The following is a 23,511-nucleotide window of genomic DNA, read 5'->3' as shown; positions in this document are numbered from 1 at the left end:
GCGGGCGCTAGCCCTCCTGCGTGTCTGGGTTGTTCTTTTCGACTGTTTGCTGGGCCGCTTCACGCTCTGCTTCGATTTCGGCACAGCGTCGGACAAATCGCGGCGCATTGATGCGCTTGGCGACGTTATGTGCCAGCAGATACGTCAGTTCTGTGCGTTTGGCCCCATCGAGTGCAACCATCAGCCGTCGCAGGTATGGCAGGAATGTCCGCCGTGCGCGGTAGTGCGTGGCAAAAGAGGATTGGTCCAATGCGCCTGATGCCGCTTCGATGAGCAACGGCGTCAAAATGCGCATCCGCAACAGATCGCCCTGCAATGCGTTGCCCATTCGTGGCATGCGAAGGAGCACAGCGCCGGAAGTCGCAAACAGAGTTGCATGCATTGCATCTAGCTGCTCGAGCGGATCATAGGCAACATAGGCCTGTGCGCAGGCGTCCAGCATGTCCGGCGCATACCCGTATCGCGTTGCGAAATCAGTGCGACGCATTTCGATGAATCGTGTGTCCCATTCTGTCAGGCGCGGATCGAGAGTGGCCTGAGGCTGAATTGCAAAGACGCGTGCGCCGGGGGCTGCGACAGAAAAGGCCGCCGCCGCATAGCCGCAAGGGCCCGCGCCATAAAATAGAACGGTTTCAAAGTCGTCAAAGAAGCCGTCATCTACGAGTCGATCAAACAGCCCGATCACATCAGGGTCGCGAAACCAGGTGTCACCGTCTGCTGCGATGCACAGACTTGACCAGTTCTGCGTTCGCACAAAAGTCCAGCCCAGTGGCTCTGCTGTAGAGGTAAGCGCCTGCATGCCGTGAATAGACTCGAAACTGACGATCAGTGTGTCGCCGCGCCGCACATGTGCTGCGAAATGTTTCTTCCCAAGGGATTCGAAAAATCCGTGATCTTCGGAAACGGCCTGCAATTCAGCGCGCCATTTGCTTTGCGGCAATTCGGCAAGGTCGGGGTCGAACTTGGTGTCTGCGTCCTGCATCGCAATACCTCATACTCCCGGCGTTTTGAGCCCGGGTTTTCCTTTAGCTAGATAAGTAATACGGCGAAAGTAAGAAGACTTTGAGCGACTTTTTTGCCGTAGATCCGGCTCAGGACGTCACTGAAGAGGCTTTACGCCCATAGCGCAACACGAATTGAGCCGCTTGAACCGAGAGAGGCTGTGCGGGTGGTGTCAGGAGCAGGCGTCCGAACAAGGCGCGATAGGGTTCTTGCTCCATCAGCGTTTCAAACCGCGCTTTGCGCCATGCCACGGCGTCGTCGTGCAGGGTGGCAATAGCCTGATCGCCGCGCAAAATTTTCAGTATCTCATCCCGTGCTCCGTCGTAGCGCCGGATCGAGGTGTCTTGATCGGTGTTGAAGTTGCGTTCGACCCAGTAATCGGCCCCCAGTGGCGTGTCGGCCCGGTTCACCCGGCCCCGGTCCACCTTGATCAGATAGCTTTCCATCGACCCCAGAGGGTAGTGGTTGAGTTGCACCAGCCCATAGTTTCTTTGCGCAAAGTTTGAAAAAATGCGTTTGGTTTTGAATTGCGTGTCCAGTGCGCGGCCGTGCCCATCAAACCAGCGCGCGGCGTCGACACGGCCCGTATCTGGCGCGCGCGGGCGGTGCACCCCAGGTTTTGTGTAGGTCCCGTCATTGGCATAGAGCGTTTTGAACATAGAGGCCCGCCACGGCCAGTGCAGGATGTCAGGCGCCGCCTTGTCAAAGGTTTCGGTCACCGGCTGGTCGCTGTATCGCACCTGTCCGTTATTGCCGAAGAGCCGCCAGGTGAGCGTAATCGCTGAGGCGTCAGGAAGGGCGTCATGCAGAGCTGCAAACGTGCCATCGCCGGTGTGGATGTTCACGAATTCGTCCACGTCCATCGCCAAAATCCAATCGGCGGCGCGCACAACCTCCAATTTGGCCGCAAGGTTCAGCGCAGTGAACTGGATGCCAGCAGTGTCATATGGACCGTCGTTGTGGACATGGGTGAGCCAGTCAAGTTCTGCCAGCTTATCCAGCATATCATCGGTGCCATCGTCGCAATCATTTGAAAACACAACGAAATGATCCACACCGACGGCCCTGTGATGGGCCAGCCATTCCAGCAGAAACGCGCCCTCGTTGCGCATTGTTGTGATTACAACGTTGCTCACAGAGCGGTCCTTGGGGTGCCACAGCGCCGGGTCATCAACGCGGGCATGGCAGAAATTGGATACATGTTATGCCGCCTCTTATGGGGCTGGATGCGTGGTCGCCCATCCCTCGTTTTCTCAGATCAACATGTTTTCCACATGTGCCGCTGAATCATGCCAGTTTGGCAAAATTCCGTCAACGCGCGCGCGGGGCAAGGGCTTGACCTCCGGGCGCCGTGATGCAGGTTGGGCTGGAGATAGAAGGACTTTTCATGCCCATCCCCCAATCGATCGACGCCGTACAGGCCATGCTGGACGCCCAAGGGTATGTCTGTGACCGTGCCTTGGGCACTGTAGTGTTCCTAAGCCTGAAATTGGGCCGACCGCTTTTTCTGGAAGGAGAAGCTGGCGTAGGTAAAACTGAAATTGCAAAGGCCCTGAGTGCAGGGCTGGGACGGCGCTTGATCCGTCTGCAGTGCTATGAGGGGCTTGATGCGTCCTCGGCCGTTTACGAGTGGAATTTTCCGGCGCAAATGGTCGCCATCCGCACTGCCGAAGCAGCGGGCGGATCTGATCGCCAGGCGCTACAGACAGAGCTGTTTTCAGACGATTTCCTGATCAAACGCCCATTGCTTGAGGCGATGCAGCCAGATGAAACCGGTGCGCCCGTACTGTTGATAGACGAGTTGGACCGCACCGACGAACCGTTTGAAGCCTTTCTGCTCGAAGCGCTCAGCGATTTCCAGGTCACGATTCCTGAGTTGGGGACGATCAAGGCCCCGGAACCTCCCATCGTGATTTTGACCTCTAATCGCACCCGCGAAGTGCATGACGCCCTCAAACGCCGTTGTCTTTATCACTGGGTCGATTATCCCGACTTCCAGCGTGAGATGGACATATTGACGGCGCGCGCACCGGAGGCCGCGGCCAGTTTGAGCCGTGAAGTCGTCGCCTTTGTGCAGCGATTGCGCACAGAAGATCTGTTCAAGAAGCCGGGCGTGGCCGAGACCATCGACTGGGCCAAATGCCTGCTTGCGCTGGATGTGATGACGCTCAGCCCAGAGGTGATTGCTGACACCCTTGGCGCTGTCCTGAAGTATCAGGACGACATCCAAAAGCTTCAGGGGTCCGAGGCTAAGCGTATTTTGGACGAGGCCAAGGCGTCTCTCGAACCGGCATGACGTTTCTTTTGGCCGTAAATAGTACGGGGGTCTTGGGGCTGCCCACTGGTCTCACATATGCCTGAATACGCGCCTCTTGATCTGCCTGAGCATCCGAAACTGGCAGGCAATATCGCCCATTTTGCGCGGGCATTGCGCCGTGCCGGTGTGCCCATCGGTCCGGGGCGCCTGATCGATGCGATCGAGGCTGTTCAGGCTGCCGGGTTCACTGAAAAGCGTGACTTTTACTGGACTCTGCACGCCTGTTTCGTGTCGCGCCCCGAACACCGTGCGGTGTTCGGGCAAATCTTCCGCCTTTATTGGCGTGATCCGCGTTATTTGGAGCATATGATGGCGGCAATGCTGCCTGCGGTGCGCGGTGTGCAAGAAGATCGCTCAGCTCAAGCGGCCGAGAAGCGTGCGGCGGAAGCGCTGTTGGATGGTGCGCCAGTCTCGGAAGCTGAGCCTGACGAGGACGAACAAGGCACCGAGATCGAGATCGATGCGTCGCTCACCACCTCTGCCGACGAACAGCTAAAGACACTTGATTTCGAGCAAATGAGTACAGACGAAATGGCCCGGGCCAAGGCAATGTTGGCCCGCATGACGCTGCCCGTTGACCCAATCCCGTCACGACGCGTGGCTCTAGCACATAGCGGGCGCATCGATCGGGCGCGGTCTTTGCGTGCAGCCATGCGTTTTGGTGGCGAGATGCGGGACTTGAAGTGGGTGCAGCCCAAACCGCGCTATCCTAACCTTGTGGTGCTGTGCGATATATCTGGCTCGATGAGCCAGTATTCCCGCGTGGTGCTCCATTTCTTGCATAGTGTCGCCAATGCCAAGGGTGCGGGTTGGGCCCGTGTTCATGCGTTCACCTTTGGGACGCGGCTGACCAATATCACCCGCCATCTGGGCACTCGCGATGTGGATGCTGCCCTGCGCGCCGCTGGGGCGGAGGCACAGGATTGGGAAGGTGGAACACGCATTGGCAGTTGCCTTGAGACCTTTAACCGCGACTGGTCGCGCCGGGTGCTGGGGCAGGGAGCGGTGGTGCTTTTGATCACGGATGGGCTTGATCGTGGAGAGGCGGACGATCTGGCCCGTCAGATGCAACGCCTCCACTTGTCTGTGCGCCGTCTGATCTGGATCAATCCGTTGCTACGCTGGGATGAATTCGCACCCAAGGCCCGTGGGATTGCGGCGATGCTGCCTCACGTGGACAGCTTTCGCGCTGGGCACTCAATTGCATCGCTTGAGGAGTTGGCGGCCGTCATTTCGCGCCGCGATGATGTGGGCGAGCGTGATCGCCTGATCGGAATGTTATCAAATTGAGCGCCTTGCGGCGCATTACACTTTTGGTTCGGCGCTTCGGAACTCTCCGTCCCAAAAGATCGGAGCCGCCCTTGATTGATCTCGCATCTGACAGAGATGTCTGTCCTTCCCAAGTCAAATAGCCGTATCCCCAAAGGGGCCCCTCGGCGATTTCACTTGGCAAAACCAGCCCTCCCTGTCCGAAGCAGCTCAAGCAAGGACGGCTCCGACCCAAAGGTCAGGCGAAGGTGGCCGCGAAGGTCGTCTGGTAAGTCTCGGAAAGGTCCGTAAGAGGCGCGCTGGAGTTGCCCATCCACACTGTATCCCCGCTGAATTTGCCAACCGTCTGGATCGGCACACCCGCTTGACCCGCTGCAATCATTAAGGCTTCGGCCTTGTCAAAGCTACAGGCCACCAGATAGCGGCCCTGATCCTCGCCAAAGAGCGTGCTGGTATCGCTGCTGTCCAACACCACGCCGACGCCTGACGCTTGCGCCATTTCGAACGCGGCAAGCGCGAGCCCGCCATCGCTGAGATCGGTGCAGGCGTTGATCAGCGCCCGGTTGTCACGGATGAAATCACCGTTGCGTTTTTCCGCTGCTAGATCGACTAATGGCGCATCTCCCTCGGCACGGTTGAAGATTTCCAGCAACAGGGCGGACTGGCCCAAATGTCCTTCGCTGTCGCCTATCATGACGGCCAGATGCCCGTCGCGCACGTCGCAGCCGATGATGTCATCTGGGTGCGAAATAAGGCCTACGGCCCCAATTGTAGGGGTGGGCAGGATCGCAGTTCCGTCGGTTTCATTATACAGTGAGACGTTGCCTGACACGATGGGCATGTCGAGCGCGGCGACTGCTTCTCCGATCCCATTGATCGCACCAACAAGTTGGCCCATGATTTCGGGTTTTTCGGGATTGCCGAAGTTGAGGTTGTCGGTCGTCGCCAGCGGTGTGGCGCCCGTGGCGGTGAGGTTACGGTAGGCTTCTGCTACTGCCTGTTTGCCACCCATTTCGGGATTTGCTTGCACATAGCGTGGTGTCACGTCCGAGGTGAAAGCCAGCGCCTTGTCCGTGCCGTGAACACGGACGATCCCTGCGCCGAGGCCAGGGGTGCGCGCGCTATCGGCCATCACCATGGTGTCGTATTGTTCAAACACCCAAGCTTTGGAGGCATAGTTGGGGCTTGCCAGAAGCGCCTTCAGCCCGTCGATGGGATCGACATTTACAACATCTGCCAGCGGCTCAGGCGCTGGTGTGGGCACCCAGGGGCGGTCATATTCGGGGGCTGTGGAGGCAAGTTTGGACAGAGGCAGATCGGCCTTTATCTCGCCGTTGAGCTGGATCAGGAACCGGTCTTCGGCAATGGTTTCACCGACGATCGCAAAATCGAGGTCCCACTTGTCGAACACGGCTTTGGCCTCTGCCTCAAGTTCGGGGCGCAGGACCATCAGCATGCGTTCCTGAGACTCTGACAGCATCATCTCGTAGGCGGTCATTGCCGTTTCGCGCACAGGTACCTTTTCAAGATCGAGACGCACGCCAAGACCGCCTTTGTCACCCATTTCCACGGCGGAGCAGGTAAGGCCCGCTGCACCCATATCCTGAATAGAGATCACAGCGCCGGTGGCCATGAGTTCCAGCGTGGCTTCCATCAACCGCTTTTCGGTGAAGGGGTCGCCGACCTGTACGGTGGGGCGCTTTTCCTCGATTGTGTCGTCAAATTCTGCCGAAGCCATCGTGGCACCGCCGACGCCGTCGCGCCCGGTTTTGGCGCCGAGATAGACCACCGGCATGCCAATGCCCGATGCGGCGGAGTAGAAGATCTTGTCAGCATCCGCGAGGCCAGCGGCAAAGGCGTTTACAAGACAGTTGCCGTTGTAGGCCGGATCAAAGCGGACTTCACCGCCGACGCACGGCACGCCAAACGCGTTGCCATACCCGCCAACGCCTGCCACGACGCCGTGCACAAGCTGGCGCGTTTTGGGGTGTTCCGGTTCCCCGAAGGATAGCGCGTTCATCGCAGCGATTGGGCGCGCGCCCATGGTGAACACGTCGCGTAGAATGCCGCCCACGCCGGTGGCTGCACCCTGATAGGGCTCAATGTATGACGGGTGGTTATGAGACTCCATTTTGAAGACCACGGCTTGCCCGTCTCCGATGTCGACCACGCCTGCGTTCTCGCCGGGGCCGCAGATCACCTGAGGGCCGTCTGTGGGGAGGGTACGGAGCCACTTTTTGGAGGATTTGTAGGAACAGTGTTCGTTCCACATCGCCGAAAAAATGCCGAGTTCAGTGAAGGTTGGGGTTCGACCGATGATTTCGAGGATGCTGTCGTATTCATCTGCGCTGAGGCCATGGGCCGCGATCAGATCTTGTGTGATGGCTGGATCGGTCATGCGCTCTTGTCCCCTGACTGCATTTCTTGCGTTGCGGCTTCTCTTACAAGGCAGAACAGTCGGGGGAAAGGGGGCGTAAGCTTAGCGTCGGCTTAGAAGAACGACGTCCCTTGGGCCGTCATCATCGCGGAAGAATTTTGGCGGAATTGCATTGCGGAACCGCTGTTTCGATTCATCGAGAATCAAGTCCGTTCCGTTAAGTGTCACCTTGTCTGTGTAGGTAGTCACATTCAGGTCGTCACTTATGGGGCGAAAGCTCGATCCGACTTTGTTCAACACGAACAACCGCATACGGTCGTCGCGAAAGAAAAACAGCCCGTTGGTAACGCCGACAAACGCGCCATCCGACGTGAAAACGCGCAAACCGCTTTTTCCGGCAATCTGGTCTTTGTCGGCGTCCGACAGTTCTGCCTGCGCAAAGCTGGCTGTCATAATGATGGCAAGGGCGCTTGTGTGCAGTGCCTTTAGTAATTGTGACATGTTTTGTCTCCTTTTCGGTGCATGGACTACACGTCAGGTCGGGCTTTTATTCACGAAGGAAACATCGGCTCGCGCGCAAGTGAGATCGGCGTGAAACAAGCGACGTCGGTTAGTCGCCGGGTTTATCGCCTGCCGGTGCTGCCGCTGCCTGTTCCTGCGAAGCTTGCGCTGCTGCGCCAGCTATGGCCCTTTTTTCGTCATCCGTCAGCTTGTCGTCGCCATCTGAATTGGGCAATGCAACCCGTACTTCACGACGCGCGAATTCAATACCGTTTTCTGCAAAGGCTGCATTCACGCGGTTGTAGATTTCCTTGCGAATGGTGAACTGTGTGCCAGGCTTGGCCATGAACTTGCCCCGGATCACGATGCCCACGTCGTCGAACTGGAAGACGCCTTGCGACTTGAACGGCTGCAGAAAGTCATCGCCGTAGATCTCGTGTTGTAGCAGGTCCTGCCCGATCTTCTTGAACAGTTTTCGTACCTTTTCCGGGTCTGTGCCAAAGGGCACGGTAAAGATCAGCTTCATGATCACCCAATCGCGCGAGAAGTTCGTGATTTTTGGGATTTCGCCGTAAGGCAACGTATGCACGGGCCCCTTGTGGTGGCGCAGCTGCATCGAACGGATCGAGATTTTTTCGACCGTACCCATCGTGCCGTTCACATCCACATATTCACCGGTGCGGAACGCGTCGTCGATCAGGAAGAAGATACCGGACACAACGTCCGACACCAGTTTTTGAGCGCCAAAACCGATAGCGAGGCCAACGATACCAGCACCGGCAAGGAGCGGTGTTGTGTCCACGCCCACATTGCTCAGGGCGAGCAGAACAAAGAGAATTACAATTGCTGCCTGCGATACGCCAAGGATCAGGGGCAGCACTGTTGAAAGCCGCGATCCACCAGCGCCGCCGCCGTCGCCTGTGTCTTCAGTCTCTGGATCAAAACCAGCAGAAGTTTGTTCCTGCGCGAGCTTGCGGTTGATGTAGAGGGAGACCAGTTCGTAGACGATGTAGCCAACCGAGATGATCATCAGGAATTCGATCATGTTGGCAGCCAGCCGTTCGCCCACACCAGCAGAGGCCAATCCACCAGGTGTCATACCCCAGAATCTGCCAATAATCATCAGGACAAGGCCAAATACGATGACCCGACCGATGCGGATGTAGGATCTTTTGGCGGCATAATATGCCCGAGCTGCAATTGGGCCTTCGCCAGTCATTGGAGGGGACAAGTGATGCACCAATCCGCGGATCAAAGTGTCCAACGCTGGCGCAAACAACAAAAAGATCATTGTCTTGTAGTGCGGCAGGGTCAGTAACAGCGCGAAATTGCCATAGCTCGACACTATGTTGACCACCCACCAAGTCCCGAATGTTACGGCGAGTCCAAAGATCGGGAATGCTTGTGCGATGCGTTCTTCTATCGGGCTCACATCTGGTTCCGAGCCGCGCATCATCATGATCAGCCCTTCGCGGTTTCTCCAGATAATGAGGGCGAGATAGACATGAACACTCAGGTTCAACCAGAACCCAATCCGGGTTTCGCCAGCCGGGACACCATTGGCTGCGTTGAAGGCAAGCACAAAGAACGTGAAACCAATAAGGAAGGTGAGCCAGAACATGTGGAACGCGATCGTCTTGGCAGTCCGGTCGTCAGTGTGGACGAAACGATAGGCGGGGTTGTCCGGGGCCATCAAAAACCGCGAGATGGCACCAGCCATCCGCGGCAGCACGATCAACATTGGAACCACCACTGCAATGAATGGGCGATAAAGTTCGGGGATGACATTGTGAGTCATAATGCCCGCGACGACAAAGAAGACGAGCACCGCTCCTACCTGGCCCATAAGCCGTTTGAACAAAAGTGACACAGTTTCGCGAATCGACGCATCCGCGTTCATTTGTTTAGGCAGTTTCAACCAAGGGCGTGCGACCTGACGAAAAAGCAATTCCGCAACAGCGGCCGTCGCGATGACTGCGCCCAAAGCCGCAAACAGATAAAGCAGCCCCGTGCCACCAAAAAAGTTTGCAAAATTGACAAATGCTTCGCCTTGTTTGCTAAATGCGAGCGGAAGCCGTCGAACCGCCTCGAGCACATTGTCACCGGCGCCACTTGTGGCATGATAAATGAACTCGCTCAGACCAGCAGCGCTGACTTCCTCATCGACAGTTTGTGTGTTGAGTTGATCAAGCAGAAGCGCGCGCACCTCACTGTCACTAAGCCGTGAAATCAATGCGTTAGCGGCTTCTGGTGTCAAGGGATCAGGAAGTTCGGCTACCGTCGGTTCTGATGAGCCGCCGCCGGTCGATGGCATGAGCGATTGTGCAAAAACGCTTGTTCCGACAAAGACAGACAGTAGAAGCGCGACCGTCTGAATCGCTACTTTGGTAAAACGCATACTATCCCCATGTGACTTTTATTTTCAGGCACAATGCGTCCGGCAAGGGCATATTTGCAAGCGATTTGCAGGATGGCCGGATTCCATTGCCGCAAAAAAAAGGCCGAGCACGAAGCTCGGCCAAGTCCAACAGGGAGGTATGAAGATGGCGCGGGAGCGCATCGTCTTCATGATGATGAGTTAAGTGCCGATATGCCGCGGTTCAAGGCACTTTGTTCATGTTCTTAGGAATGTCCGTTATGCACAGGGTGCATATCTCAGGCGTTTTCACGTGCTCTCAGCGCCTTGCGATAGGCTGTGATTTCTTCCTGAACAAAGTCCCGGAACGCAGCTATCCGCTTGGATTGCCGCAATTCTTCAGGGTAGGCCAGAAACACGGGTACGTCCGCAGATTCAACATCGGGCAACACTCTGACAAGCCGGGGATCTTCGGCGCTCACGTAGTCGGGCAGAACGCCGATCCCAAGGTCCTGCAGCACCGCTTGAAGCACGCCGAAATAATTGTTTACGGTCAGAAGGCTGCGCACGTCATAGGTGAGCATTTGTTGCACCAGGGTAGAACTGGCGCCGACCTGTGTCGCGTTTACACTCTGGCAGATGAGCCGATGGTCGACCATGGCTTCGAGACTGTCGGGTACGCCATTTTCGTCCACATAGGCCTGTGTGGCAAAGAGTTGCATCTTGACCGTCATGAGACGTTTGCGGATCAGGTCAGCCTGGCTCGGCTCTTTCATGCGGATGGCCACATCGGCCTCGCGCATTGGCAAGTCCAGAACACGCTCTTCCAGCATCAGATCCACGCGCAGATCCGGGTATTTAGCATAAAGCTTGACCAAACGCGGGGCCAGCCACAGCGTACCAAAACCGATTGTGGAGGTGACACGCAAATCGCCAAACACTTCTTCTTCGCTGTCGCGGATGCGTGCGCTTGCCGTATCGAGCCGCTTGTTCATGGCGGTCGTTGCATCAAAAAGCAACTCGCCTTGCTCGGTCAGGATCAGTCCGCGCGCATGGCGGTGGAACAACGTGGCGTTCAGCGATTCCTCAAGCCCACGCACCTGACGGGATACCGCCGACTGGCTGAGGTTCAGCTTGTCGCCAGCATGCGTCAGGCTGCCCGCGTCAGCGACCGCGTGGAATATCCGTAATTTGTCCCAATCCATTTGCGTACAATCCGTAACCCTCACCTCACATACAGTGAGTTGATCCCATTTCACACACCCGAGGCCAGTGGAACCGTCTCTTTCACAAAAAATTATGTATACAGGTCAGAATTTGTGACCTATATTTGGGCGAAACTTATGTAAGACTGATCGTGGCAGGGGAGGCCAAGCATGAGCACGCAGAAGATTTCCTTGAATGATCGGTATGACCTCGAAAAAAGCCCCGTTCTGCTGAACGGCACCCAGGCGCTTGTCCGACTGGTGATGATGCAAAAGGCGCGCGACAAGGCCGCGGGATTGAATACGGCCGGTCTGGTGACGGGGTATCGTGGCTCGCCTCTCGGGGCCGTGGACATGCATATGACGCGCGCGCTCAAGCCACTGGCCGCCCATGATGTGACCTTTCAACCCGGCCTCAACGAGGACCTTGCCGCGACTGCCCTTTGGGGTGCGCAGCAGGCGGAACTGCGTGGTGAGGGCAAATACGACGGCGTTTTTGGCCTTTGGTATGGCAAGGGGCCGGGCGTCGATAGATCTGGGGATGTGTTCAAGCACGCCAATATGGCCGGTACTTCGCCAAATGGCGGCGTTGTCGTGGCGATGGGGGATGACCATACTGGTGAGTCTTCGACCGTACTGCACCAATCCGAGTGGGCTTTGGTGGATGCCTATATGCCGGTTGTTTCGCCCGCAGGCGTTCAGGAGATCATGGATTATGGTCTGTATGCCTGGGCGTTGAGCCGTTTTTCCGGCACATGGGTTGGCCTGAAGACGATGAAGGACACGGTTGAGGCCACGAGTGTTGTGGATGGCGACCCGCATCGTCTGAATTTTGTGCAACCACAGTTTGACATGCCTGAGGGTGGCTTGAACATCCGGCTGGTGGACGACCCCACTGCGATGGAAGCGCGTGTGATTGACCAGAAACGGTTCGCAGCCGAGGCGTTTTCCCGCGCCAACAAAATGGACAAACGCGTTTGGGGCAAGTCGGGGGCCAAGATTGGGTTCGTCGCGGCAGGCAAGAACTGGCTGGATCTGATCCACGCTATGTCCTTGCTCAACATTGATGAGGATGAGGCCGAACGTCTTGGCATCACAACGTACAAGGTCGGCCAGACATTTCCACTGGATATGCAAGGGTTCCAAGAGTGGGCCGAGGGCCTCGATCTGATCGTCGTGGTCGAAGAAAAACGCAAACTGATCGAAGTGCAGATCAAAGAGGCGATTTTTGACGACCGTCGCGGGCGTCGCGTCTATGGCTGGTACAAGGGTGGTGCAGGTGCCTTGCACCGCGAAGAGTTGTTCCCGACGCGCGGCGCACTTGATCCGATCTGGATTGCGGAGAAGCTGGGTGAGATCCTGATCGAGGAAGGACGCGAGACCGATGGGATCAAGGCGGGCATGGCCACGCTGGACGAAGCCCGCAGATCAGATAACGCCGAAGATATTGCCGCGCGCTTGCCCTATTTCTGTTCAGGATGTCCGCACAATTCCTCCACCAAAGTGCCTGAGGGCAGTCGTGCCTATGCGGGTATCGGATGTCACTACATGGTGCAGTGGATGGACCGCGAGACCATCGGCTACACCCATATGGGTGGGGAAGGTGCCAACTGGATCGGCGAGTCGCCGTTTTCTGAGCGCGGCCATGTGTTCCAGAATATCGGGGACGGGACGTATAACCACTCCGGTGTGCAGGCAATCCGCGCAGCGCTCGCCGCTGGCACCACGATGACCTACAAGATTCTCTACAACGATGCGGTGGCCATGACAGGCGGGCAGGGCAACGATGGTGGTCTTGATCCTTACCGGATCGTTAATGAGGTCCGCGCGATGGGATGTGAGAACGTTGCTGTCGTTTATGACGACAAGGAAGACGTGGACCTTTCGCGGTTTCCAACAGACGTGCCGACCCACGAACGTGCCGAACTGCAACTTGTACAGGAGCGCTTTGCCAAAACAGAAGGTGTCAGCGTCATCGTCTATGTCCAGACCTGTGCCGCTGAAAAACGCCGTCGACGCAAACGTGGGACGTTTCCGGATATCGACAAGCGCGTGTTCATTAACACCGACGTCTGTGAAGGATGCGGCGATTGCGGGGTGCAATCCAACTGTGTCTCCATTGTTCCTGCCGAAACCGAATTGGGCCGTAAACGCGCCATAGATCAGTCGAGCTGCAACAAGGATTTTTCCTGTGTCAAAGGGTTCTGTCCTTCATTTGTGACCCTTGAGGGCGCGCAGGTGAAAAAGCAGGCCACCGCAACGCTGGACCTGCCTGATCTGCCGATGCCGGACCTGCCGACCATCAAGGGCACCTGGAATGTGGTGATCACCGGCGTCGGAGGCACGGGTGTTGTGACCATCGGCGCGGTCCTTGCCCAAGCAGCCCACATCGACGGAAAAGGCGCAGGCATGATGGAGATGGCGGGACTTGCCCAAAAGGGAGGCGCAGTACACATCCATTGCCGGCTGGCCAATGACCCCGGCGACATCAGCGCGATCCGTGTGGCCACGGGCGAGGCGGATGCCCTCATTGGGGGCGATCTGGTCGTGAGTGCAGGGCCTAAGACGTTGGGCCTGACCGCGACGGGGCGCACGGGTGCAGTGATCAACAACCATGAGATTATTACCGGCGACTTTACCCGCGATACAGAATTTGCATTGCCCACAGACCGTTTGACGCTTTCGGTTGAAGCGCGGCTGCAAGGGCGGGTCGATATGTTTGATGCCTCTGATCTGGCCCGCGCCACGATGGGGGATTCGATCTTTTCCAACATGATGATCTTTGGCGCAGCATGGCAACGCGGGTTGGTGCCCTTGTCTCTGGATGCGATTATGCAGGCGATTGTTCTCAATGGGGCTGCTGTCGACAAGAACAAACGTGCTTTCGAAATCGGGCGCTGGGCGGTGCTGCATGGTGAAGAAGCCGCGCGCGTGGCCGAACCTAAAGTGTTGCAGATGCCCAAGACGCTGGAGGACAAGATCAACTTCCGCGCGGATCATCTGGTCAAGTACCAAGGCAAACGACTGGCCAAACGCTATCGCAAACTAGTGGACTGGATCAGCGAAGCTGCTGTGAAGGAAGCGGTTGCCAAAGGATATCACAAGCTGCTTGCCTACAAGGACGAGTACGAGGTCGCACGCCTGCATTTGGACACCGAAGCCAAGGCGCGCGAGCAGTTTGATGGAGAGTTCACGATGAATTTCCACCTCGCTCCGCCGATGCTCTCTAAGACAGGCCCGGACGGTCGCCCTTTGAAAAAAGAATATGGGCCCTCCATGATGCGAAACTTCCGTATTCTGGCGCGAATGAAGGGACTGCGAGGGACTCCTTTAGATCCCTTCGGCCGTACCGAAGAGCGGCGTATGGAGCGCGCGCTGATCCGCCAATACGAGGCTGATATGGCTGAGGTTTTGCCAAAACTCAGCGATGGCACACGCGATGCGATTGTGGCCCTTGCCGCGCTGCCGCTGGACATTCGTGGCTTTGGTCCGGTTAAGCATGCAAACGCAGCAAAAGCGGAAAAACGGCGCGAAGAACTGCTATCGGTGATCCGTTCAGGTGGGACCGCGCAGGCACAGGCGGCGGACTAAAGCCGTCATGTGCGCGTCATAAAAGCTTTGCAGACTGGGTCACCGACATTACATACACCGCATGTGAGACAGAGGCCGGACCCAAAAACCATGCCCCGCAGTAACCGCCAAATTGCCCGCGAAATCTCGTATGCCCATTCGGCAGAGACAAAGGGTGGGCGCGCGCTGATCCGGTTGATCGAGAATACGACGGGGCGCATGCGGTTGATCAAACGCGCTGAGGGATACGAGGACGAGGTCGCGGCGGGCCGTGATTTCTGGGCTGTCATGGTTGAGCGATATGGGCTGAGCCTTGATATCGTTGGTGGCAGTCTCGACAACATCCCGCGTGACAAGCCGCTGATCCTGATTGCCAATCACCCGTACGGCATACTGGACGGGCTTATGATGGGCCATATCCTGTCGATGGTGCGAGGCGATTTTCGGCTCATGGCAAATTCGGTTTTCAAAAAGGCCGAAGAGCTGAACCGAGTGCTACTACCCATCAGCTTTGACGACAGCCGCGAAGCCATGGCGATGAACATCGCCACCCGCAAAGAGGCGCTGCGGTATCTGGGAGAGCGCGGCGCCGTTGGCATCTTCCCCGGTGGTACGGTCAGTACCGCAGTCAAGCCCTTTGCCAAACCAATGGATCCCGGTTGGCGCAGCTTTACAGCGCGGATGGTCGCCAAGTCGGAAGCGACCGTTGTACCGCTTTACTATGATGGCCACACAAGCCGTTTGTTCCAGATCGCAAGCCATACGCACAACACATTGCGCCTTGGCCTGTTGATCAAGGAGTTCAAAAAGCGCGTCGATACGCCGGTAAAGGTTGTGATCGGAGAACCCATTGACCGAGCGGTTCTGGACCCGATGGCGGGTGATCCCAAACAGATGATGGAATTCCTTCGAAAAGCCACGTATGAGCTGAATCCGAACCCAGTGAAAATGTTTGATCTGGGCTATGAGTTTGAAGAGCGGCACCGCACCTGAGCCGCAGCAAGGCCCATGTCATGGCGATAGGCATTTTTGATTCCGGATTGGGCGGTTTGACCGTCATGGACGCTGTGCGGACACGGCTGCCTGACGTGCCGTTTGTGTATCTGGCCGACAGCGCCAATGCCCCTTACGGCGTGCGCACTGCGGACGACATCTATGATCTGACATGCCAAGCTGTGCAGCGCCTGTTCGATGCGGGGTGTGATTTGGTGATTCTGGCCTGCAATACGGCCTCGGCCGCTGCCTTGCGGCGAATGCAGGAATCCTGGGTGCCGCAGGACAAGCGCGTGCTGGGTGTGTTCGTCCCGATGATTGAAGCCCTGACCGAACGGCAGTGGGGCGACAACTCTCCTCCAAGGGAAGTGGCTGTGCAGCATGTCGCCCTGTTTGCGACGCCCGCCACTGTGGCAAGCCGTGCTTTCCAGCGCGAGCTGGCGTTTCGTGCCATAGGTGTGGACGTTGAGGCGCAGGCCTGTGGTGGTGTCGTGGATGCTATCGAGGACGGGGACATGATCCTTGCGGATGCGCTCGTTCGCAGCCATGTCGATGCGCTCAAACGCAAGATGCCCCAACCGCAGGCGGCCATTCTGGGCTGCACGCACTATCCGCTGATGCAGGCGGAATTTCAGGATGCGTTGGGCGCGGATGTCTCTGTCTACAGTCAGGCAAACCTCGTGGGTGAAAGCCTTGCGGACTACCTTGAGCGCCATCCCGACAAGATCGGCACGGGCGAGGCAGCATATCTGACCACCGGCGATCCGGCCCGTGTCAGCCAACGGGCCACGCAGTTTTTGCGACGACAGATCACGTTTGAAGCCGCCTGATCTGACACCTTCTTCGAAAGACACGACATGAGTTATTCCATCGCAATCTTGGGCGCTTCCGGGTACACGGGCGCCGAATTGATCCGGCTGATTGCCGGACATCCATCCCTTGAAATCAAGGCCTTGGGCGCCTTTTCTAAAGCTGGCCAGACAGTCGCGCAGGTCTATCCGCATCTGCGGCATCTGGACCTGCCCGCTATGGTGCCCTTTGATGAAATCGAATGGAGCGGAATCGATCTGTGCTTTTGCGCCTTGCCGCACAAGACAAGCCAAGAAGTCATCCGCGATCTGCCCAAGGATCTTAAGATAGTGGACCTGTCGGCAGACTTTCGGTTGCGCGACCCTGAGGCCTACCAGAAATGGTACGGCAACCCGCATTCCGCCGTAGAGATGCAAAGCGAGGCCGTTTACGGACTGACCGAATTTTATCGTGATGAAATTGCAAATGCCCGGTTGGTTGCAGGCACAGGGTGCAATGCCGCCACCGGGCAGTTTGCACTGCGTCCACTGATTGCCGCCGGTGTCATTGATCTGGACGAGATCATCTTGGACCTTAAGGCGGCAGTGTCGGGTGCGGGCCGTGCGTTAAAGGAAAACCTTCTGCATGCCGAACTGAGTGAAGGATATCATGCGTACGCCCTTGGCAGCACGCATCGGCATTTGGGCGAGTTCGATCAGGAGTTTTCGAAGGTGGCGGGTCGGGATGTTTATATCCAATTCCAGCCCCATTTGATCCCAGCCAACCGTGGCATTCTGGGGACGGCCTATGTGCGTGGTGATGCGCAGGCCGTACATGACACGTTGGCTGCGGCCTATGCTGACGAGGTGTTTGTCGAAGTGCTACCGATGGGCGAGGCCCCCAGTACGCGGCACATTCGCGGGTCGAACTATTGCCATGTCGGGGTCGTTGCGGATCGGATGCCGGGCAGGGTGATCGTTGTCGCGGCACTTGATAATCTGACGAAAGGTTCATCCGGCCAAGCGTTGCAAAACGCCAATCTGATGTTAGGTATTTCTGAAACCGAGGGGCTGATGATGGCCCCGTTATTCCCGTGAGACCATGAAGAGCCTCAAGAAACAGCGCCGTATTCAGATCATCGCCCTCGCCGCCGTCGCGTTGACCCTCGCGACAGTGCTGATCGGCTATGCGATGCGCGATGGCATTAATTTCTTTCGTGCGCCCAGCCAGATTGTCGCGGAACCACCCGGGCCGACGGAGGTGTTTCGTATTGGTGGCTTGGTCGCAGAAGGGTCTTTGATCCGCGGCCAAGGCGAATCGATCACCTTTGAGGTGACTGATGGCGGCGCGTCGGTTCCTGTGGTTTTCACGGGCGTATTGCCGGATTTGTTCGAAGAGAATCAGGGCATGGTTGGCACAGGCCGTTACATCAACGGCGTCTTTGAAGCCTCTGAAATTCTGGCCAAACATGATGAAACCTATATGCCGTCGGAAGTCGTGGATGCCTTGAAAGAACAGGGCGTGTATCAGGACCCGAACGGCTAGCGTGCGCAGGGCTTAAGGCCCGTTAACCAACAAAATGCAGTGTTTCCCGCGAAACGGACCGCGCGTCCAAGGGAGACCTGTGCATGCAAAGCGTCAGAGAAATTGCCAAAGAAATCGTGGACCGCGAGGGCGGTTACGTGAATGATCCGGACGATCCAGGTGGCGCCACCAATTTCGGAGTGACGATCCATACTATGCGCCGTCTCGGCCTTGATCTGGATCGGGACGGGAACATTGATGCTAAGGACGTGCGTCAGCTTACTCGTGCTCAGGCCACCGACATCTTCGTCACTCATTACTTTGAGCGTCCGTTGATTGCAGAGCTTCCGTCGCCTCTGCATGCCACTGTGTTTGACATGTATGTCAATGCCGGCGGCAACGCGATCAAGATCCTGCAGCGGCTATTGAATGAGATGGGTCATCCTTGCGTCGTCGATGGTGCGCTTGGGCCGAACTCTATCGGGGCTGCACGGGCGGCTTATGCAGACGCTCCGCAACACCTTGTGGATGCCTACGGGATCGCGAGGCGGAACTACTATTTCCGCATCGCAGATCAACGTCCGGCCAGTCGCAAATACGCCCGCACCCGTGCCGGCGGAAAAGGCGGCTGGATCAAGCGGGCCGAAGAATTCATCGCGCCGCGCTTTCATATGAGCCCTGCACAGTTTCAGGAAAGGGTAGCGTCATGGGGTTGATAGAACGGATGTTTGGGTTGTTTTTTGAAAATGGAACCAATGTGATAAAGGACACTGTTGAGGTGTTTCACGAAAACGCAGAGGCTGGCTCTGCGCGCTCTCACGCGGTGCAGATCGAGGCGATGCGCGCCCATAGCGATGAGTTCCTGTTGCCGCGTCAGGGTGCGTTTGATCGCATAATGGACGGCATCAATCGCTTGCCGCGTCCAGCGTTGGCCCTTGGAACGCTGGGCTTGTTTGTATCGGCGATGGTTGAGCCATTGTGGTTTGCCGAAAGGATGCAAGGCATTGCGCTCGTGCCCGAGCCGTTGTGGTGGTTACTGGGTGTGATCGTGTCGTTTTACTTTGGCGCGCGCCATCAGGTGAAAGCGCAGCAGTTTCAGCGCGAAATCGTGAGCACGATGGCGCATGTGCCGCAGGTTATGCAGAACGTGGCCGCTTTGCGCAAACTGCGAGCCGACAGTGTTGGCGTTGCTGGAACCGGGCAGGACGCACGTTTGGCTGCTGTAGCGGTAACTGCCGACGCTAACCCGGCTTTGGACGAGTGGCGTCGTTCGGCGTGACGACCGGTCGGGGCGGTATGGCAAAGCTGTGATCGCGTTTTCGTCTTTGTCGCATTGGCGGGCGGGTGCGCGTGATCTATAAGCTTAACATGCTTACAGAACTCGGTCATTTCGCACTCATCCTCGCTTTTCTGGTCGCAATCTTACAGGCTGCGCTTCCCCTTTATGGCGCGTGGCGGCGAGATAGTCGACTGATGGCCATGGCTGAACCTGCGGCGAACGCACAGTTCCTGCTGATCGCCTTTTCTTTTGCAGCGTTGATGTACGCGTTTATCGTGTCTGACTTTTCGCTGCGGTTAGTGGTGCTGAACAGTCATTCGGCGAAGCCAATGCTCTACAAGATTTCAGGCACGTGGGGGAACCACGAGGGGTCCATGCTGTTGTGGGTTCTTATTGTGGCGTTGTTTGGCGCGACCGCGGCCTGGTTTGGCGGCAACTTGCCACCCTCGCTGCGCGCCCGCGTGCTTGCCGTGCAAGGCGCGATTGGTGTCGCGTTTCTGGCCTTTATCCTGTTCACATCCAACCCGTTTGTGCGCCTTGCAGTTCCACCGTTCGATGGGCAGGACCTGAATCCGCTGCTGCAAGACCCGGGCTTGGCCTTTCACCCGCCATTTCTATACCTTGGATATGTGGGCTTGAGCATGGCGTTTTCCTTTGCAGTAGCTGCTCTCATTGAAGGGCGCGTGGACGCGGCCTGGGGTCGCTGGGTGCGTCCTTGGACACTGGCGGCATGGGTGTTCCTAACCATTGGGATCGCACTTGGATCTTGGTGGGCGTATTACGAACTCGGTTGGGGCGGCTTCTGGTTCTGGGATCCGGTCGAAAACGCGTCCTTCATGCCGTGGCTTTTGGCGGCAGCCCTCGTGCATTCGGCCATCGTTGTGGAAAAACGCGAGAGCCTGAAGGCATGGACGATTCTGCTTGCAATCCTCGCCTTTGGATTTTCGCTGATTGGAACCTTCATTGTCCGCTCGGGCTTGCTGACATCGGTGCACGCATTCGCTAATGACCCGGAGCGGGGCGTGTTTATCCTGATGATCATGGGCTTTTTCATGGGGGGCGCGCTGATCCTGTTTGCGCTGCGGGCCGGTGCGATGGAGGCGCGTGGCGTGTTCGGAATGGTCAGCCGCGAAAGCGCGCTGGTGGCTAACAATGTGCTCTTGGCGGTGTCTTGCTTTGTGGTTTTTGTCGGGACGATGTGGCCGCTCGTGGCCGAGATGTTCTTTGATCGTAAACTCAGCGTTGGCCCGCCCTTTTTCAACATGGCCTTTACGCCGTTCATGGTTGTTCTGGGTCTTATCCTGCCTGTTGGCGCCATGATGCCGTGGAAGCGGGGCCAGGTGATGCGGGCGATGCGTCCGTTGCGCTACGTGTTTGTCCTCGCGCTGGCCCTTGGTGGGCTGGCCTGGGCCTTGCAAACAGGTCGCAGTCTGGTCGGACCCATGGGCGCTTTCCTTGGCGCGTGGCTGGTGATGGGCGCGATGGTCGATCTGGCCAGCCGCACAGGTCGGACATTCAACGCAGGCCGTCTGTTGCGCCTGCCACGCTCTGACTGGGGCAAGGCGGTGGCGCATGGTGGGCTTGGGATCACCATGTTGGGGGTTGCGGGGCTGACATCCTGGCAGTCTGAAGACATCCGCGTCGCCCAGATCGGAGCGCCGTTCGAGGTTGGCGGGTACACTTTGACGCTTGATAACGTCGAGCAGTTGGAAGGGCCCAATTACCTCTCAACCATGGGCTTTGTGACACTGGCCAAAGATGGGCGCGAAATCGCACAGCTGCGGCCGGAAAAGCGCATCTATCCTGTGGCCCAGATGCCGACGACCGAGGCCGCCATCGACTACAACCTCGCACGTGACGTCTATGTCGTGATTGGCGATGCTCAACAGACTGGTGGATGGGCGGTGCGCACCTACATCAAACCGCTGACCAACTGGATCTGGATCGGATGCGGGTTGATGGCGCTTGGTGGTTTCTTATCACTTAGCGACCGACGGTTCCGTGTGGCGGTCGGAGCGCGCAAGGCACAAGAGCAGGTACCTGCAGAATGATGCGCTTGGGTCTCATCTTCTGGTTTGTACTCAGTTCGGCGGCATTGGCGTTGGACCCAAGCGAAATGCTGGACGATCCGGTTCTTGAAGCGCGGGCGCGTGGCCTTGATCACGCACTGCGCTGCGTGGTGTGCCAGTCGGAATCTGTAGCCTCCTCAAACGCGCAATGGGCGATTGATACGCGCCGCGTTATCCGTGAACAGGTGGCAGCGGGGCAGAGCGATGTGCAGATCGTCGACTTCTTTGTTGAACGATACGGCGAGTTTGTGCTGATGAACCCTCGGCCGTCGGGGTCCAACTGGCTGCTCTGGGCGGCGGGGCCGCTTATGTTCCTTCTCGCCGCTGGAATCGGATTTGGCTATCTGCGCACCCGTGCCAGCGCGCCCGTCACCTCAGATGCCGCCCTGAGTGCGGATGAGGCCAAGCGGCTCCGCAAAATTCTGGACGAGTAACGGCGCGTCGGGGCTTTTCTAAACTGATCGGTTTGATATGGATGGGCGCAGACCCAAAAGGGAAGGCTGATCCATGAAGTACGACACCCTGACATATGCGCTGGAAGACGGCGTTGCGTTGATCACACTGAACCGTCCGGACGTGATGAATGCGCTGACCACACAGATGCGGGCAGAGATTGACGTTGCCGTCACGCACGCCGGTAAGACGGCGCGTGTTGTGGTGATCACCGGGGCAGGGCGCGCGTTCTGTTCTGGACAAGACCTCGGTGATCGGGCGAATGCTTCTGACCTCAACCTCGAGCGCACGCTGCGTGATGAGTACGCGCCGATGCTGCGCGCGATCGTCAACTGCCCGATCCCAACTATTGCTGCGGTGAATGGGGCGGCCGCTGGGGCAGGTGCGAACCTGGCGTTGGCTTGCGATGTGGTGATTGCATCGGAAAGTGCATATTTTCTTCAGGCCTTTACCCGGATCGGTTTGATACCGGATGCGGGTGGCACTTATGCCCTGCCGCGCGCCATGGGCATGGCAAAGGCGATGGGGGCCGCGCTATTTGCTGACAAGATTACTGCCCGTCAAGCGGACAACTGGGGGATGATCTGGGAGGCCGTTACTGATGACGACTTTGATGCGCAGTGGCGCGGGCGTGCGACCCATCTGGCCAACGGGCCGACCAAAGCCTTCGCGGCGGTAAAGCGTGTGATCCGGGGCAGTTGGGAAAATGATTTTGAGGCACAGCTGGCGCTTGAAGCATCCGAGCAAGGAGGGTGTGGCCAAAGCCGGGACTTCAGAGAGGGCGTGCTGGCGTTCGTCGAAAAGCGCAAAGCGGATTTCGAGGGGCGATAGTCGGAAAAAACGCCCCAGAGCTTGGGGCGTTTTGGTAAGTTTCGCGACTGTGAGCGGAACTAGCGGTTTTCGATATCCACGTAGTCGCGCGCGCTCTCGCCCAGATACAACTGGCGCGGGCGGCCGATCTTGTTTTGTGGATCGGCAATCATTTCTTTCCACTGCGAAATCCACCCAACAGTGCGCGACAACGCAAAGATGGGGGTGAACATCGACGTCGGGAAACCCATCGCCTCAAGAATAACACCGGAATAGAAATCGACGTTGGGGAACAGCTTTTTCTCGGCGAAGTAGGGGTCAGCCAATGCGGCAGCCTCAAGTTCTTTGGCGACGGCCAGAACCGGGTTGTTTTCCACGCCCAGCAATTCGAGTACTTCGTCAGCTGACTGTTTCATCACTATCGCGCGCGGGTCAAAGTTTTTGTAGACCCGGTGGCCAAAGCCCATCAGGCGGAACGGATCGTTCTTGTCCTTAGCGCGTGCGATGTATTCAGGGATGCGATCGGGCGTGCCAATTTCGCGCAGCATCTCAAGACAAGCTTGGTTCGCACCGCCATGTGCGGGGCCCCAAAGGCAGGCGATGCCAGCAGCGATACAAGCGAACGGGTTGGCACCGGACGAAGAAGCCAAGCGCACGGTTGAAGTTGACGCGTTCTGCTCGTGATCCGCGTGCAGTGTAAAGATGCGGTCCATCGCACGGCTGAGGATTGGGTTTACTTCGTATTCCTCGGCCGGAACGCTGAAACACATGCGCAGGAAGTTTGACGCGTAATCAAGATCATTGCGCGGATAGACAAAAGGCTGGCCGATCGAGAACTTATAGGCCCAGGCTGCGATGGTTGGCATCTTGGCAATCAGGCGGATCGTGGCGACCTCGCGCTGCCACGGGTCGCTCACGTCTGTTGAGTCATGATAAAACGCAGACATCGCGCCAACAACGCCGGTCATAATCGCCATCGGGTGCGCATCGCGGCGGA

Annotated in this window: 19 protein-coding genes; 12 read left to right on the top strand and 7 right to left on the bottom strand. The window is 57.5% G+C overall.

The window, feature by feature from the left end:
- Nucleotides 1-7: 7 nt before the first annotated feature.
- A complete protein-coding gene (locus tag ABJD00_RS07605; RefSeq protein WP_413829400.1) occupies nucleotides 8-982 on the bottom strand; it encodes a phosphoadenosine phosphosulfate reductase in 975 nt (324 codons plus the stop codon).
- Between the two features lie 109 nt (nucleotides 983-1,091).
- Nucleotides 1,092-2,138 carry a glycosyltransferase family 2 protein gene (locus tag ABJD00_RS07600; RefSeq protein WP_413829399.1) on the bottom strand — a complete coding sequence of 349 codons (1,047 nt, stop codon included), beginning with the start codon at nucleotides 2,136-2,138 and terminating at the stop codon, nucleotides 1,092-1,094.
- A gap of 251 nt (nucleotides 2,139-2,389) precedes the next feature.
- Here ABJD00_RS07600 and ABJD00_RS07595 point away from each other — a divergent pair, with 251 nt between their 5' ends.
- Nucleotides 2,390-3,298, top strand: coding sequence for an AAA family ATPase (locus ABJD00_RS07595; protein WP_413829398.1), 909 nt, complete (start codon nucleotides 2,390-2,392; stop codon nucleotides 3,296-3,298).
- A gap of 57 nt (nucleotides 3,299-3,355) precedes the next feature.
- Entirely contained in the window at nucleotides 3,356-4,609 is a 1,254-nt protein-coding gene (locus tag ABJD00_RS07590; RefSeq protein WP_413829397.1) for a vWA domain-containing protein, read from the top strand.
- A 217-nt stretch (nucleotides 4,610-4,826) separates the two neighbouring features.
- Here ABJD00_RS07590 and purL read toward each other — a convergent pair whose 3' ends face one another.
- The 4 genes from purL to ABJD00_RS07570 form a co-directional block, all read right to left on the bottom strand.
- Nucleotides 4,827-6,986, bottom strand: a complete 2,160-nt coding sequence (purL, locus tag ABJD00_RS07585) for a phosphoribosylformylglycinamidine synthase subunit PurL (RefSeq protein ID WP_413829396.1) — start codon at nucleotides 6,984-6,986, stop codon at nucleotides 4,827-4,829.
- An 81-nt stretch (nucleotides 6,987-7,067) separates the two neighbouring features.
- Nucleotides 7,068-7,466, bottom strand: a complete 399-nt coding sequence (locus tag ABJD00_RS07580) for a hypothetical protein (RefSeq protein WP_413829395.1) — start codon at nucleotides 7,464-7,466, stop codon at nucleotides 7,068-7,070.
- 109 nt (nucleotides 7,467-7,575) lie between these two features.
- Nucleotides 7,576-9,864: a mechanosensitive ion channel domain-containing protein gene (locus tag ABJD00_RS07575; RefSeq protein WP_413829394.1), complete on the bottom strand. Its 2,289-nt coding sequence runs from the start codon at nucleotides 9,862-9,864 to the stop codon at nucleotides 7,576-7,578.
- 257 nt (nucleotides 9,865-10,121) lie between these two features.
- A complete protein-coding gene (locus ABJD00_RS07570; RefSeq protein WP_413829393.1) occupies nucleotides 10,122-11,027 on the bottom strand; it encodes a LysR family transcriptional regulator in 906 nt (301 codons plus the stop codon).
- A 171-nt stretch (nucleotides 11,028-11,198) separates the two neighbouring features.
- Between ABJD00_RS07570 and ABJD00_RS07565 the strand changes: the two genes are divergently transcribed.
- The 10 genes from ABJD00_RS07565 to ABJD00_RS07520 all read left to right on the top strand — a co-directional run bounded on the left by ABJD00_RS07565 (nucleotide 11,199) and on the right by ABJD00_RS07520 (nucleotide 22,535).
- Complete coding sequence (locus ABJD00_RS07565) at nucleotides 11,199-14,618, top strand: indolepyruvate ferredoxin oxidoreductase family protein (protein WP_413829392.1); 3,420 nt, start codon at nucleotides 11,199-11,201, stop codon at nucleotides 14,616-14,618.
- Between the two features lie 90 nt (nucleotides 14,619-14,708).
- The gene (locus tag ABJD00_RS07560) at nucleotides 14,709-15,590 is read left to right on the top strand and encodes a lysophospholipid acyltransferase family protein (protein WP_413829391.1); all 882 of its coding nucleotides are present in this window, start codon (nucleotides 14,709-14,711) and stop codon (nucleotides 15,588-15,590) included.
- A gap of 20 nt (nucleotides 15,591-15,610) precedes the next feature.
- Entirely contained in the window at nucleotides 15,611-16,420 is an 810-nt protein-coding gene (locus ABJD00_RS07555; protein WP_413829390.1) for a glutamate racemase, read from the top strand.
- Nucleotides 16,421-16,447: 27 nt separating this feature from the next.
- Entirely contained in the window at nucleotides 16,448-17,476 is a 1,029-nt protein-coding gene (gene argC, locus ABJD00_RS07550) for an N-acetyl-gamma-glutamyl-phosphate reductase (protein ID WP_413829389.1), read from the top strand.
- A gap of 4 nt (nucleotides 17,477-17,480) precedes the next feature.
- Entirely contained in the window at nucleotides 17,481-17,924 is a 444-nt protein-coding gene (ccmE, locus tag ABJD00_RS07545) for a cytochrome c maturation protein CcmE (RefSeq protein ID WP_413829388.1), read from the top strand.
- A gap of 83 nt (nucleotides 17,925-18,007) precedes the next feature.
- On the top strand, nucleotides 18,008-18,619 hold the full coding sequence (locus ABJD00_RS07540; RefSeq protein ID WP_413829387.1) for a holin-associated N-acetylmuramidase: 612 nt from the start codon (nucleotides 18,008-18,010) through the stop codon (nucleotides 18,617-18,619).
- The gene (locus ABJD00_RS07535; protein WP_413829386.1) at nucleotides 18,610-19,182 is read left to right on the top strand and encodes a holin family protein; all 573 of its coding nucleotides are present in this window, start codon (nucleotides 18,610-18,612) and stop codon (nucleotides 19,180-19,182) included. Before ABJD00_RS07540 ends, ABJD00_RS07535 begins: the two co-directional genes overlap by 10 nt.
- An 89-nt stretch (nucleotides 19,183-19,271) precedes the next feature.
- Entirely contained in the window at nucleotides 19,272-21,233 is a 1,962-nt protein-coding gene (locus ABJD00_RS07530; RefSeq protein ID WP_413829647.1) for a heme lyase CcmF/NrfE family subunit, read from the top strand.
- Nucleotides 21,230-21,685 carry a cytochrome c-type biogenesis protein CcmH gene (locus tag ABJD00_RS07525; RefSeq protein WP_413829385.1) on the top strand — a complete coding sequence of 152 codons (456 nt, stop codon included), beginning with the start codon at nucleotides 21,230-21,232 and terminating at the stop codon, nucleotides 21,683-21,685. The genes ABJD00_RS07530 and ABJD00_RS07525 overlap by 4 nt, the downstream gene beginning before the upstream one ends.
- Before the next feature lie 73 nt (nucleotides 21,686-21,758).
- Entirely contained in the window at nucleotides 21,759-22,535 is a 777-nt protein-coding gene (locus tag ABJD00_RS07520) for an enoyl-CoA hydratase-related protein (protein WP_413829384.1), read from the top strand.
- A gap of 59 nt (nucleotides 22,536-22,594) precedes the next feature.
- On the opposite strand, the gene ABJD00_RS07515 is transcribed toward ABJD00_RS07520, so the two are convergent.
- Nucleotides 22,595-23,511, bottom strand: a 917-nt coding sequence (locus ABJD00_RS07515; RefSeq protein ID WP_413858178.1) for a citrate synthase, incomplete at its 5' end; no start/stop codon positions are given.

The sequence above is a fragment of the Tateyamaria sp. genome, assembly GCF_039945315.1.
Taxonomy (GTDB): Bacteria; Pseudomonadota; Alphaproteobacteria; order Rhodobacterales; family Rhodobacteraceae; genus Tateyamaria.
Note: the sequence above shows the minus strand (reverse complement) of the source record. Positions and strands in the feature narration are given on the sequence as shown.

What these genes read in the sequence shown, in the direction of transcription:
- ABJD00_RS07580 (WP_413829395.1), bottom strand. Translation starts at nt 7,466, where the DNA reads ATGTCACAATTACTAAAGGCACTGCACACAAGCGCCCTTGCCATCATT.
- ABJD00_RS07560 (WP_413829391.1), top strand. Translation starts at nt 14,709, where the DNA reads ATGCCCCGCAGTAACCGCCAAATTGCCCGCGAAATCTCGTATGCCCAT.
- ABJD00_RS07575 (WP_413829394.1), bottom strand. Translation starts at nt 9,864, where the DNA reads ATGCGTTTTACCAAAGTAGCGATTCAGACGGTCGCGCTTCTACTGTCT.
- purL (WP_413829396.1), bottom strand. Translation starts at nt 6,986, where the DNA reads ATGACCGATCCAGCCATCACACAAGATCTGATCGCGGCCCATGGCCTC.
- ABJD00_RS07555 (WP_413829390.1), top strand. Translation starts at nt 15,611, where the DNA reads ATGGCGATAGGCATTTTTGATTCCGGATTGGGCGGTTTGACCGTCATG.
- ABJD00_RS07535 (WP_413829386.1), top strand. Translation starts at nt 18,610, where the DNA reads ATGGGGTTGATAGAACGGATGTTTGGGTTGTTTTTTGAAAATGGAACC.
- ABJD00_RS07530 (WP_413829647.1), top strand. Translation starts at nt 19,272, where the DNA reads ATGCTTACAGAACTCGGTCATTTCGCACTCATCCTCGCTTTTCTGGTC.
- ABJD00_RS07565 (WP_413829392.1), top strand. Translation starts at nt 11,199, where the DNA reads ATGAGCACGCAGAAGATTTCCTTGAATGATCGGTATGACCTCGAAAAA.
- ABJD00_RS07595 (WP_413829398.1), top strand. Translation starts at nt 2,390, where the DNA reads ATGCCCATCCCCCAATCGATCGACGCCGTACAGGCCATGCTGGACGCC.
- ABJD00_RS07570 (WP_413829393.1), bottom strand. Translation starts at nt 11,027, where the DNA reads ATGGATTGGGACAAATTACGGATATTCCACGCGGTCGCTGACGCGGGC.
- argC (WP_413829389.1), top strand. Translation starts at nt 16,448, where the DNA reads ATGAGTTATTCCATCGCAATCTTGGGCGCTTCCGGGTACACGGGCGCC.
- ccmE (WP_413829388.1), top strand. Translation starts at nt 17,481, where the DNA reads ATGAAGAGCCTCAAGAAACAGCGCCGTATTCAGATCATCGCCCTCGCC.
- ABJD00_RS07590 (WP_413829397.1), top strand. Translation starts at nt 3,356, where the DNA reads ATGCCTGAATACGCGCCTCTTGATCTGCCTGAGCATCCGAAACTGGCA.
- ABJD00_RS07540 (WP_413829387.1), top strand. Translation starts at nt 18,008, where the DNA reads ATGCAAAGCGTCAGAGAAATTGCCAAAGAAATCGTGGACCGCGAGGGC.
- ABJD00_RS07605 (WP_413829400.1), bottom strand. Translation starts at nt 982, where the DNA reads ATGCAGGACGCAGACACCAAGTTCGACCCCGACCTTGCCGAATTGCCG.
- ABJD00_RS07520 (WP_413829384.1), top strand. Translation starts at nt 21,759, where the DNA reads ATGAAGTACGACACCCTGACATATGCGCTGGAAGACGGCGTTGCGTTG.
- ABJD00_RS07525 (WP_413829385.1), top strand. Translation starts at nt 21,230, where the DNA reads ATGATGCGCTTGGGTCTCATCTTCTGGTTTGTACTCAGTTCGGCGGCA.